This window comes from Chlorogloeopsis sp. ULAP01 (assembly GCF_030381805.1).
In the GTDB taxonomy this organism is placed as follows: Bacteria; Cyanobacteriota; Cyanobacteriia; order Cyanobacteriales; family Nostocaceae; genus Chlorogloeopsis.
On the sequence record NZ_JAUDRH010000010.1, the window covers coordinates 1 to 13698 of the forward strand.

General features: G+C 43.3%; 7 protein-coding genes. 2 read left to right on the plus strand and 5 right to left on the minus strand.

What is annotated here, in order from left to right; genetic code table 11:
* Nucleotides 1–294 precede the first annotated feature (294 nt).
* Complete coding sequence (locus QUB80_RS19825) at nt 295–1395, plus strand: aldo/keto reductase (protein WP_289791242.1); 1101 nt, start codon at nt 295–297, stop codon at nt 1393–1395.
* A 94-nt stretch (nt 1396–1489) separates the two neighbouring features.
* Here QUB80_RS19825 and QUB80_RS19830 read toward each other — a convergent pair whose 3' ends face one another.
* Both QUB80_RS19830 and larE read right to left on the minus strand, forming a co-directional pair.
* Nucleotides 1490–2998 carry a helix-turn-helix domain-containing protein gene (locus tag QUB80_RS19830; RefSeq protein ID WP_289791243.1) on the minus strand — a complete coding sequence of 503 codons (1509 nt, stop codon included), beginning with the start codon at nt 2996–2998 and terminating at the stop codon, nt 1490–1492.
* Between the two features lie 1233 nt (nt 2999–4231).
* Nucleotides 4232–5047, minus strand: coding sequence for an ATP-dependent sacrificial sulfur transferase LarE (gene larE, locus QUB80_RS19835; RefSeq protein WP_289791471.1), 816 nt, complete (start codon nt 5045–5047; stop codon nt 4232–4234).
* Nucleotides 5048–5350: 303 nt separating this feature from the next.
* Between larE and QUB80_RS19840 the strand changes: the two genes are divergently transcribed.
* Entirely contained in the window at nt 5351–5989 is a 639-nt protein-coding gene (locus QUB80_RS19840; RefSeq protein WP_289791244.1) for a histidine phosphatase family protein, read from the plus strand.
* Between the two features lie 151 nt (nt 5990–6140).
* On the opposite strand, the gene QUB80_RS19845 is transcribed toward QUB80_RS19840, so the two are convergent.
* From QUB80_RS19845 to hrmK, 3 genes are all read right to left on the minus strand, one after another.
* The gene (locus QUB80_RS19845) at nt 6141–9326 is read right to left on the minus strand and encodes an efflux RND transporter permease subunit (RefSeq protein WP_289791245.1); all 3186 of its coding nucleotides are present in this window, start codon (nt 9324–9326) and stop codon (nt 6141–6143) included.
* A gap of 146 nt (nt 9327–9472) precedes the next feature.
* A complete protein-coding gene (locus QUB80_RS19850) occupies nt 9473–10840 on the minus strand; it encodes an efflux RND transporter periplasmic adaptor subunit (RefSeq protein WP_289791246.1) in 1368 nt (455 codons plus the stop codon).
* A gap of 805 nt (nt 10841–11645) precedes the next feature.
* Nucleotides 11646–13553, minus strand: coding sequence for a hybrid histidine kinase/response regulator HrmK (gene hrmK, locus QUB80_RS19855; RefSeq protein ID WP_289791247.1), 1908 nt, complete (start codon nt 13551–13553; stop codon nt 11646–11648).
* Nucleotides 13554–13698: the final 145 nt, after the last annotated feature.

Genomic DNA, 13698 nt, shown 5'->3' on the forward strand with positions numbered 1-13698 from the left:
AAGACTGCGACCCCCTCACCGCTTTGCGTCTACGCCGGGAACCGCCAAGACGGGGGCTGCTTCACCGCACTGGCTCCGCAAGGGCGCACTGGCTCCTTTATGCCGGGGAACCCTTACTTTCGCTTATCCGCCTTCGGCGTCTACGCCAGTCGCTCATGGGGGAGACCCCCTGTTCTGCGCGCTGCTTCACCACCGCAATGGCTCCCCCACACCCATTTTCAAGACAGGCTAAACGCCAACTAACTCCGATTACACCACTCATACAGCATGAATGGCTATCCATTAAGGACACTAATGTCTTTTGAAAGGCTCAATCAAATCAACGACTATCGACAGTTGGGCAACACTAATTTATATGTTTCGCCATTCTGTCTGGGTACCATGAGCTTTGGTACTGATTGGGGTTGGGGAGCCGACAGAGCCGAAAGCCATAGAATGTTTAACCTCTACATCGAACGAGGGGGAAACTTTATCGATACTGCCAACCATTACACTAACGGCACCAGCGAAACCTTTTTAGGAGAATTTATCGGCAATCTTCGAGATCGGTTGATCGTTGGTACCCACTACAGCATTTTCACCCAGCGCGGAGATTTCAATTCTAGTGGCGATCGCCTCAAAAACATGGTTCATTCACTAGAAACAAGCCTCAGACGCCTGCGAACTGATTATATCGACATCTACTGGATTCACCATTGGGTATTTGGAACTCCAGTTGAAGATGTGATGCGGGTACTAGATCAGGTGGTGCGAACGGGTAAAATTCTTTACGTAGGCGTGTCGAATACTCCTGCCTGGAAGATTGCTCAAGCAAATGCGATCGCCCAACTGCGTAGTTGGAGTCCTTTGATTGGCGTGCAAGTAGAATACAACTTAATTAACCGCATGGCAGAACGAGACATCATTCCCATGGCGAATGATTTACACATGGGTGTTGTGGCAACCTCTCCCTTAGCTGGGGGTATCCTAACGGGAAAATACAACCAACTCGCCCTCGCCAGACAAATCTCTATTTCTGAAATCCTGGCGCAGATTGATTGCACAACTGCTCGCGCGTCATTGAATCAAGAAATTGGACGATTAAATCTGCATAACTTGGCAATTTCGCTTGAATTGATGGAAATTGCTCGTCAAATCGACCGTTCCCCGGCTCAAGTTGCTTTGAACTGGTTACTGCAACAGTCAGACATTACTAGCACTATCCTGGGCGCTCGTAGCATTCGGCAACTTGAAGAAAACTTAGGTTCCGTGGAGTTTCAACTGGATATGACACAACTTGCTGATGTGGATGCAATTAATCCAACTGATTCAGGCATACTCTATGGTGATACCGTATACTCGGAAGTCCAAGACATCCTCTTAGAATCAGCCCGTGTTGTTGACCTAAATCAATAACAATAGCAATAAGTAGTAGACTGACTGGGCTAAAATCGTGCATTATGATTTTCTTGTGGAGCAGGTATCTTGCCTGTTCTGTGTTCCCTATTTGCTATTGACGCGATAAAATTCGTTTTGTCATGTACTCCATAACCATTGGCTGGAGTGTAAAGCCGTCTGAAGTATTCTCAATTAGCGATCGCTGCCTTAAAGTTCTCAAAGCTTCTGGCAAGTTAACTCCTGAGCCAGAGAGGAAAATTTTCTCTTGCAACTGTGGAATACTCACGGGTTTACCTTTCCTTGATAGCCAACACATAATTTCTCGCTCTAAAGTTGGTAAGCGATTAAATTGTTGATCTAATAAGTTCCAAAGCTCGTCAAAAATTAAAACTCCTTGCTTCAAATATTTTAAAAATTCTGAGAGATTACCATCAAACAACTCTTGAATTCCCGCAGCCACAATCTTGAGAGCGAGAGGATTGCCTCCATAGTAATCAATCAAGGCTCTCCATTCTTCATCAGTTCCACAAAAGCTTGCCTTGGCTCTCAAAATTTCCCGCGCGGCTTCAAATTGCATCCCCTTCAATTTTAAGCAGCGTACAGGCAGAGTTTCTCCCTCTTCAGCCGCTAATCCTTCGGGTTTCTCGCGGGTTGTTAGCAGTAAGCAGCTTTGATGGTTGCTCTTTCCCATACATAGAAAGAATTGACTATAGTCTTCATATCCCTCTCGATAACAACCACTACGTTCACCACTTTGCAAAATTGACTCGGCACCATCTAAAACTAACAGCCACCGGGAGGCACGTAACCATTCTAGTAAAAGTAAAATTCCGCGATCGCAAGAACTTGGTAAATAATCACTAGGTTGGCTGCTAAGAGATTGGAAAAGAGTAACCAAAGTCTCTGCTAGGAAAGGAGCATTATGGAGACTACGCCAAACAAGCCCCTCAAATTTGTCTTGAACCAACTCAGACAGCTTTGCTGCTAAAGCCGTTTTACCTATCCCACCCATGCCCTGAAGTACTACTAGGCGACAATGATCTTGAACAATCCATTGCTCTAGAGTGGTTAATTCTTGATGACGTCCATAAAAAGTTGAGACATCCGGAGCATCACCCCAATCAAAATGCTGCTTTATTGGTTCTATTTTCTGTTTTTCTCTCCAGTGGGGAGGTAAATCTTCAGCGTTCTGCATACATCGTTCTAGTACTGCCTTAAAGTTTTTTTTCCCAACTCTTTCCCCTAATTCCTCAGAAAGTTGCTGCCATAAACTTGCTGCGACGTCCTTAATATGTCCTTCAGAACAGTGAGTAGTTTCAGCTATATCTTCATACTTCCTGTCATCCCAAGCACCCTTTAAGATATCTCTTTGCAAACTATTCAAAGTCTTGCCTTGCTTTGCTGAAATTATCGATTCGGCAAATTTTAATGCTGGAGAACTATAAATAACCTCAGCAATGTCTTCATATTTATAATCTTCCCAAGCATTCTTCAACATTTGCCTTTGTAAAATGTTCAAAGGTTTGCCCTGTATAGCTAAGGTTGCTGACTCAACAAGAATTAAATCCTGATCTGGTTGGTGTGGGCGATTTTTGTTGAGTGAATTTTGCTGAACATACATAAATCCAAAGCTTTGATTAAGATTGAACACATATTATTTTTTAAATAGCGGTCAAGAGCACTATTTGAACTGGATATGCTGTAATAGTTAGTGACCAAACTCAAAAAGGTCAGGAATTAGTAACTGTTCCAGGTTGAAATTTTAGATAGCAGTGTCAATAAAGCGAAAAGAGATTGCTATAGTTTTTGTATTACACCTTTGACTTTTTGACTTTGAATGTACGAGTAAGTAGAACGGCGTAAATAATTAAAGGTTTGTAGTGGGGACTTTAGTCCTCTAATCAGGACTGAAGTCCTTGCTAAGAACTTGATTCAAGCATTTTTTACATTACTTTACATAGCTTGATTTTTTCAAGTCGTTCTAGTTAGTGTCAAATTAGCAAAGGTTGTTTGATTTATATTCTGTTACTCTGGGGTGAGAGATACTGTAGGGTGTCTACAGAATTAAAACAGTGTCATGCAAATGCTCTTGTTAAGACAATACGTCAAAACAATGGTACAGATTATTCTCTAACGGAAATGATAAAAGAACTTGAGTAGCAGTCTTAAATCATTTGTGAAAAAATACCAAGGCTATGCTTGCAACTAAGTACAAGATGCTCAATCCTGGATACAAATGCCAAGCAAATTTATTGACAACAGCCCAGAAACTGCGAAAATCAACGCACAAGTTTCGGTCAAAATGTCAATAGAGGGTTATATACAAAATGTACTTGGTCGATACTTATACTATTTCCCTACAAAGATGCACTGGTGGAGGCAAAGACAGATTTTGTTTATGTCACCCAATCTTCTAGACTGAGGATGGATAAAGCGCAAAGTCATAGAGAAGCAGAAAAAAGCTTTTTAAAACAAAGATTTTAGGGTTTAAAGTTTGTTTCTAAAGGAATCCAAGGTGTCTACAGCCACAATTTCATCTAGAGGTCGTTGAATCGCTCAAAACCAACTTAGCCAATTTTAGGAAGAATTGCAGTAAAAGATATTATAACAACCTTAAATCCTAAATTGAATCGAATCTCCTTTAAGTAGCAGCAGTTATTTCTAGTTCTTTCTTAATATTGAGACTAGAAGTAAAAATTTTATTGTCTAGACTTAAGATTAAATACTTATCAAAGACATTTCTCAGAGATTCTTGCTATGTTTTTTACTTTCTTTACGATATTCTTGCGATTGACAGTGAATGACTTTGCCAAAACCAAATAATAGTCCTTGTTTTGAGTATATCTGCTCCAATTTAAGAAACTTTTTGATCTAGAACCCGATTTAATTTACCACTGCTATAACCTTCTAAATCTAGAGTGATATACATAAAACCAAACTCTTGAAATGTAGACACTATTGTTTGTAAATTTGTAGTCAACACAAAATCTTTAATTTGTTCTGGCGGCAGTTCAATCCGGGCTGTATCACCTTCCGATCGTACGCGCAAATTCTGCCAACCCAATTTACGCAAGTAAATTTCTGCTCTGCCCACACGCTGTAATTTGGCAACAGTAATTTCTTCTCCATAGGGAAAACGGGAACTCAGACAAGGTTGTGCGGGTTTATTCCACCAAGATAAACCCAGTTGCACAGAAAGCTCGCGAACTTCCATTTTGGTAATGCCAACTTCTGCTAAAGGCGATCGCGCACCTCTTTCTTTTGCTGCCTGAATTCCGGGACGATAGTCGTGCAAATCATCAGCATTGACGCCATCTACCACATAGGGGTAGCCTAACTTCTGCGCTAAGGGTTTGAGAGTATCGTGCAATTCACTCTTACAGAAATAACAACGGTTGACAGGGTTAGAGGTGTAATTGGGATTTTCCATTTCGTGCGTCTCAATAATTTGATGAGGAATCCCAATTGTTGCTGCTTGCAAGGAAGCATCTTCCAGTTCTTCCGGTAACAGACTTGGTGAAACAGCTGTCACAGCCAAAGCGCGATCGCCCAACACATCATAAGCAATTTTGGCAACCAAAGTGCTATCCACACCACCAGAATAAGCAATAAGAGCCTGCTCCATTTCTGCAAATATGGCTTTAAGTTGCTTAAGTTTTTCTGTCAACATATTTTCCCATCCAGCCAAATCTTGCACCCTAACAAATTAAATTTTAGTGGTTAGTCATTGATCATTGATCATTTGTCATTGGTTATTAATTATTCTCCTTGTCTCCTTGTCCCCGTTGCCCCTTGTCTTCCCTTCTGCCATCTGCGCTCTGCCTTATTTTCAAGCTAGATACCCTCTTCAAAAATTTGTGGTTGATTGACTTTTTTGCTGGATTACTTTGTCCTAGTGTTACATAAAAGATTGCGAGATTGATGGTACTTTATATTTGCACTCTCCTCCTTGAGCCCAATCGCAATACAAGCTATGACACTCAATTTATATTTACTGCGACATGGAGAAACTACTTTTAGTCAAAGTGGTAATTTCTGCGGTGAAACTGATGCGGAATTGACAACAGAAGGGATGCAGATGGCAGAGAGTTTTGCTGGTGTTTATCAAAAATTGAAGTGGCAAGCAGTTTATGTTAGCCCGATGAAGCGCACAATTGCAACTGCCAAGCCATTTTGTGATGCTATCGGTATGGATATGCAGTTGCGTGATGGACTTAGAGAAGGTAGTTACGGCTGTTGGGAAACTAAGAGTAAATCGTTTGCCCAAGAGAATTACGCCCAAAACTATATCAAATGGTTGACAGAACCCGCTTGGAATGCACCACTAGGTGGAGAAACTGCGGTAGATATTGCTAACCGTTCTATGCCTGTAATTGCTGAAATTCAAGAAAAACATCCCCAAGGTAATGTTTTAGTAGTTTCCCATAAAGCCACGATTCGGATTATGCTTTGCAGTTTACTGGGAATTGATTTAGGACGCTATCGCTATCGGGTGAATATTTTGGTCGCGTCGGTAAGTATGGTGAAATTTGACGTTAACGGCCCAAAGTTAGAAATATTAGGCGATCGCCATCATATACCCGATCATCTTCGCTCTCGTCCGGGAACATAATGTTCTGCTTCTGAGTTACCTCCAGATATCGCTCCCTAGCTGTTAAAGTCCGATCCAATATCTTTTGAATGTGGCGTAATGGTATCCTGGCATTCTGCTTAAGGGATAAATCAACAGGAGCAGTATGTCTCAACCCTCTGCCTTCTTCGCCTCAAATCCTCACCTTGCCATTGCTATTAACACTTGCCGCCACTATTTGAGTGCGCTTTGATGCGTTGCCACCAGATAGATCGCGTAATAATCCCATTAGTGCAGGCACTACCGTTGGTGTCAGGATGGTGGAAAATGCCAAACCACCCGTAAGTACAATACCTAAACCTTGATATAGTTCAGAACCTTGACCTGGTAAGATTGCCAAGGGCAACATCCCCAAAACGCTGGTGCCGGCTGACATGAAAATCGCACGCAGGCGGTCATTGGTGGCGTTGTACAATGAACTATCAAATTCTTCTCCTGCTTCTTGGAGTTGTAAGGCACGGTCAACAAGTAGAATTGCGTTATTGACAACAACACCAGTAAGAATTACAAATCCTAGTGCTGTAATCATATCCAGAGGCACGTTCATGCCCAGAATGCGATTGGCAAGCACCAAACTCAAAAGAGCGCCGCTCATCCCCATTGGTAATGTTGCCATAATCACCACTGGGTAGAGAAATGATTTATAAAGTGCAACCAACAGCAGATAAGTAACTAACACCGAGAGTATAAAAGCTGTAGCTAATTGCGAAACTGTAGTTGCCAATTGATCGGCTGAACCAGACAATTCTAAGCGATCGCCCCCAGACAAGCTAGCACGCAGGGGAGCCAGAATTTCATTTTCGGTACGTTCTACCAGGGTTGCCAAAGGTGCATCCGGTGCCAGGGAAGCGGTAAGAGAGATTGACCGCTCTAAATTTATATGATTAATAACATCTGCTCCAGTAGTTTCACGTACTTCTGCTACGTCTTGTAGCTGTACTTGCCTTCCCTGGCTATACAACGGTAGTTGACGCAATTGTTCGGGCGTTTCCACAAAGGTATTTTTTAATTCTACAGAAACATCCAGTGGCTCTTTACCATCAATGTAATCGGAGGCAATACGTCCACCTAGTGCCGCTTCTACCATTTCGCCTATTTCTGCTTCTGAAAGTCCAACTTCCGCAAGACGTTCTCGAATAGGAATTACTTGCAGTTCTCCTGTTCCCATAACAAAGTTAGAACGGACACTACGCACACCAGGTAAAGCCCGGATCTTGTCAGAAATTTCCTTCTCTAACTTGCTCAACTCATCCAAATTTGCTCCAATGATATCAACCTCAAACTCCTTACCCGGATCGCGGAAGATAGAGACGCGGGTTGGTATGATGAATCGATAGCCAGCAAAATCATTGCTCTTAGCTCGCATCTTGTCCACCATATCAGCAAGTCCTTTGGTGGTAGCAAATTCTGGTTTAAGAATTGTAGCAACGCCACGAAGCGCCCCCGGACGGTCAATATACATAATGCGATCAACTTCAGGCTGCGATCGCAAAAATGCCTGTAGTGGTTCTGACTGGCGTATGGCTTCGGGAATGCTAGTACCAGGTAAGGGTTCTGCCCGCCACTGCACAAGATTGCGGTTGCCTTCTGGTAAATAGTCAGCAGGAGGCAGAAGGAATATACTGATAAAAAGTAAAGCAATAGGTATCGAAAGAATCAAGAGCCTGCGCCCTACTCGCTTGCGCCCTAGCGACCAACTCACAGTAGCAGCAAGCAGATTTTCCAATTTACCTTGAAAATACCGAAATGTAGCAGAAGATCTCGCAACAGCACGTTCTAACCAGTTACCACCTCGATAATTTCCTCCTTGTAGCATTTGCATCGCTTCCGATTGCTTCAGGAAAAGTCCAGATAGCATCGGTACTAAAGTCAATGCCGCAAATAGTGAGAACAGCGAAGATGCAGAAAGAGCGATCGCCATATCTGCATACAACTGTCCTGCTTCTCCCGTCACCATAATCAAGGGTACAAACACCACTACGTTTGTCAGCGTCGAACCCAACATTGCCCCCCAGACTTCCTGAGTACCCTCAATTGCGGCATTTAAGGCACTTTTTCCCTGCTGCATATGGGTAAAAATATTTTCAATTACCACAATGGCGTTATCTACCACCATCCCCACAGCAAACGCCAACCCCGCCAAACTAATGATGTTTAGTGTTCTGCCTAACGCCGCCATCACTATAAACACCATAACTAGCGTTGTGGGAATCGTCAGCGCCACAACTGCCACCGTCTGCATCGAACCGAGAAACAAAATTAAAACAATTGTTGCCAACAGCGCTCCAGTCACTAAGTTTCCTTGCACGAAGGATACCGACTGGTTAATATATTCGCTTTCGTCATAGTTGTAAGCAAAGCGAATGCCCTCATTACGCTGATCAAAATCAGCTTGCAGTTCGGTAATTGCGGCTCGGATCCCCTTTGCTACTTCCGGCACATTCGCTCCAATTTGACGAATCACGCCCACAGCAACCGCAGGTGTACCATTAAACATGAGGGCGCTGTCTTGCGGTTTGCGCCCCATTGTCACTTCTGCCACATCTCGCAGATACACAGTCCCACCCTCATCCTTCCTGAGGATAAATCCTTCAATTTGCTTGATGTCTTGCGATCGGCTTACCGTCCGTACTCGATATTCGCGCCGCCCCAAAATTAAAGGCCCACCCCTAATGTCACGGTTATTTTCCCGTAAGACTCGTACCACATCTCCAATGGTGAGATTACGATCAGAAAGAGCTTTCGGATCAATTCTGACTTCAACTTCTCGTTGTTGTCCACCCACAACCAGAAACTGTCCCACACCTGCCACCCGCCGCAAACGCGGTACTACAACCTCTTCTGCCAAATCTCGATAACGATTCGGATCGGCTTGGAAGTTGTCTTTGGTGGCAAAGGGAATCCACATCATCGGCGCACTATTACCGCCTACCAGTTCTACATCAGACTCTTGAGCTTCCTCTGGCAAACTCGGCACTTGCTGCAAACGATTGATTACATCCAATAAACGGCTTTCTAAATTTACACCGTCGGCAAATTCCAAAGTAATATTGCTGCGTCCGTTACGTGAAGTACTGGTAATTTCCTGCACACCCAACACTTCTTCCATTCGTTCTTCAATTGGACGGGTAATTAAGTCTTCCACTTCTGTTGGACTTGCACCAGGGTAGGGAGTAGTGATAGTAATTTCCGGGCGATCGCCTCCTGGTTGCAATTCCAAGGGCATCCTTAACAGCGAGAAAATACCCAATAGAGCTAGCAAGCAAAATAAAACAAATGTGCCGTGCCGCCAGCGAACAGCAGTTTGGATGAAATTCATAATAATTTGTCGTGTAAAATAAATTATCTATTTAGGCAAGGAAATAGGGAACGGGGAACAGGTGACAGAGAAGAGGGAAACAAACAAAACTCTGCGTTCCTCTGCGTTATCCTCAGCGCTCCTCTGCGTTTGAATCATTGAAATGTTTATATGCCCGAACGAGGCTGACTCTCCAAAACCTTCACTGCCGCCCCATCAGACAAACCGTCACCACCGCGCAAAACTATCCGTTCTCCCGCCCGTAACTGTGGGTGAGAAATTGCTACATTTCTACCCATATCGGCAACCATTTCCACTTCTAACTGTCTAGCTTTACCATTAGCAACAGTAAAGACAAGCCATTGATTTTGTCGCCTTGTCAGGGCATCACGAGAGACAACAAAGCTGGGTTGATTGGATGGCATCACAAGATTACCTGCGATCGCCATCCCCGGTAGCAATCTTTGGGGTGGGTTATCTAGCTGCACTCGCACTCGCTGCCTTCTAGATGCTGCATCTGCGGCTGGAACTACTGCTGTTATTTTTGTACGTTCTTTCCATTGGGGCAATGCCCGCGCAGTTAATTCTATCGGCATCCCTGGGGTAACTTTACCGCTTAGTTCCTCTGGTAGCTCTAGAAAAATATCGAGAGCATTCCCCGATACCAATGTCACAATTTGATCGGAATCTTGCACGAGATCGCCGCGACTGATATGGCGTGCTTGCACAACTCCAGATTCTAAAGAAAGAATCCGAGTGCGTTGCTGGGCTAACTTTGCCTGATTTAAAGCTGCTTCTGCTGCTGCTACGTTTGCTTTTTGGGCTGCTATTTCTTCTTTGATCGGCCCTGCTTTTGCTTCTGCTAAGGCTGCTTGCGCTGCTAGCTTTTGTCCTCGTGCTTCATCTACAGCACTTGTTACTTCTACTAGTACCCTTTGCGACAATGCACCCTGCTTTACCAAATCTGTGGTGCGTGTGAGGTTATCTCGTGCTTCTTGCTCTCGTGCCTGGGCAGAAGTAACTGCCGCTTGTCTTTGGGCAATGATTTCGGGACGAGTTCCTACTTCCAAACGGGCAAGGTTGCTGCGTTGCTGTGCTAACTCTGCTCGCGCCCGTGATATTGCTAACTGCTGATCGGAATCATCTAAAATGGCGATCGCCATTCCTGTTTTGACGCGATCGCCTGGTCTAACTAAAATGTCTTTAACTATACCTCCAGTTTGGGCGCGAATCGTTGATTGCTGACTTGCTTCTACCTGTCCCAATAGTGATACGCTAGTTGTGGCATTTCCCCTTGTCAGGATAACAGTTTCCACAGGACGCTTTGGTGGTGCTGTTGGCTGTTGTTGAGCTAGAGCAGGTTTGGATGTTCCACTCCAAGCAAACATCCGCCACAAAAAAATTGAGTTAACTGTCAAGGACAACGCTAGTAGCAGCCATAGCCAAGGCTTTCTGTTTCTGGACTTCAACTTTTGCACATCAGGGGTGTCTGAATGCAGATCAGAGTTTGAGACTTTAGCTTCAGAAGTATTCATGGTTTATTTCAGTACGCTTTCTTGTTAGGCAAGAGTTTAAGAGCAAAGATCGCGCCCAAAAGGGAAACCTTCGCCATCAACTGACAACCGCTCACAATTCAACTAAAAACACTAAAAATCTCTGCAAATCAATTACTTGTAGCAAGCCTGCGATCGCAATAATTACGAAGTAATTATTGCTTGATATTAATTCAAATGTAGTAATATTTCGTAACTTTAACTTTACTAGATAAATGTGACAAAAAAATGTCAACCCCAAAATCTTTTAAAAACAAGGTAGTCCGAATGAAACAAGTTTCACCCCTACGGGGTACTCTGCCTTGAAGCCGCGCTGCGTCTACGGCAGTCGCTCATGGGGGAAACCCCCTGTTCTGCGCGCTGCCTCACCGTCAGGCATGAAAAACCTCACCCTTTGCCCCTCTCCTTACCAAGGAGAGGGGTGTCCGACAGGACGGGGTGAGGTGAAGTGAACTTCAAGTCAGGAGGTGAGGCAGTCCCCACCACAGGCGGCTTCAAGGTAGAGTACCCGTTCGCTGAAAGTGTTCCTGTTTATACTATTTCACGAAAAGGCTGATATGGATCTACCCCACCGCCTACGGCACCTCCCCTTAATAAGGGGAGGTTGGCAGGGGTTGAATACGAATCACTCAAAAAGTGAAATGGTATTAAATTAGCGCTCGCAGTCCACTTGAATTGACTTGAGCTATAAGCCAAGAAATAAATTTCTTGGCTGACTACCGAATGCAGACATTATCAGCGTTCCATCGTTGCAGGAATGCGATCGCGCTGATAAACAAGGGTGTAGTTAATGAATATTTGTCTTTCCATCTCTTCCCAACTTAGGTGGTTGAACATATTTTGATACCAAAGTTGCTAAGAGTGGTAAATCAATAGGTTTAGAAATATAGTCATTGAATCCGGCGGCTAGGCAAGTTTCGCGATCGCCTTTCATTGCCATTGCTGTTTGAGCGATGACTGGAATAGCCTGAAAATTCTGATCTGTTCGCAGCTGCTTTACTATTAATAGACCATTTTTATCAGGTAGATGGACATCTAACAAAATTACTGCTGGCTTGATCCGATTTAATATTTCCCACATTTGGGCAGCATTTTTAACACAAATAACTTGATATTTCAATGACTCAAGATAATTTTGCATTAACTTGGCATTTGGTGGATCGTTTTCTACTAGCAAAATTTCAGCAGAAGAACTTAGAGTCATGGTGTGTGAATGCTCAGGAGGCAGTTCTCCATATAGTTGAGGTGTAGGTGCTTGAAGGGCAACTTCTGTTGCCTCCCCTTCTCTTGGGTGCTCCCAAGGTACAGCCCCTACTATTGCATTCTCTCCCTCCTCTTGTGCCTCTTGTTGTCTCAAAGGAAGTACGATTGTAAAACGCGAGCCATGCTCCAGTTGTGATTCTACTTCAACCCAACCTCCATGAAGTTCAGCAAGCTTTTGTGTGACTGCCAATCCTAAACCTGTGCCTTCTTCACGGCTAACTAGAGCGCTAGCTATTTGGAAATAGGGTTGAAAAAGTTCGGCTTGGTGTTCTTGAGAAATGCCAGTGCCAGTGTCCCAAACTGTAAAATGTATAAATGAACCGTTAACTTTGACTTGTAAACCAACGGTTCCCTTATCTGTAAATTTAAGGGCATTAAAAAGCAAATTCAACAGCATTTGCTTAAGTCGCAAAGAGTCAACTACAAAGGTAGTGACATTCGGATCTAGCTCAAGTACTAGTTTTAAGCCTTTATTTGCTGCTTTTTCTTTTACAAGTGTCAAAGTATTACGACACAAGGTTGGCAAATCTACTGCTTCACACTGTATTTCTAGTTGATTTGCTTCAATTTTAGAGAGATCTAATATATCGTTAATTAAAGCTAACAAATGCTTGCCACTAGACTGAATAATATGTAAATACTCTTGGTGACGTTCGTTATTAGGTTCATAGCCTTTTGCTAAAAGCAGGTGAGTAAAACCGATAATCGAACTTAGGGGTGTGCGGATTTCATGACTGGTGTTAGCCAAGAACTGATTTTTAAGTTGATTAGTGCGCTCTAGTTCCTGATTAATGCGTTCTAATCGGTGACAATGCTGCTGTAAAGATTGTATTTGCCTTAATTGCGCTATTGTTGCCACACATTGTTTAGCAGCACGTGCCATTAATTCTGATGTCAGTTCAACAAAGCAATTTTCGAGTGGTTTGCTATCAAAGGGAATGGATGTGGTGGTGACAATTAACCAACCAATAATGCTCTCATCAATATTGACTAGCTGCCAAGCACTCGGAGGTTCCTGTTTTTCAAGAAATTCTAAATCTTCAAATTCTATTTCTTCTTCTAATTCCAAACCAAACTTTTTTCCTCTGATCTCCAGAAACGATGGAGATGATGAGCATCGCCATGAAGCATAATCAATATAAGAAACTTTACAAACACTTTTTTGTGGTTCTACAAGTGCGATCGCCACTCTACCTTGAGCCAAGGCATTTTTCAGATCGTCCACCACAGTTGTAAATATTTCTGCTTCTGTCGTCGCTGTCTGTTGATTTTTAGTAAAAAAAGAAACAAGGCAATTATTAAGGCTATTTTGCAACTTACTCAAGCTGCGCTCCACCCACAACTCAGCCTGAAGTTGCTGAATTTTTGTCAACAGTTTTGTTGTTGCATCCACTTCGGAGTTCTGTTCTGGTAAGCTTGAATACTGCTGCATGGTCAACTAGACCGCTTAAAAAGTTTAGCTTTGCACAAAAATGCGAAGGTCATGCTATGTATATTAGCGCACTCGCCTTCTTATAGTTATAAACCAAAATTGCTAGTGTCGTGTCTGGGGGTGAGACCATGAATTGTTGTATGAA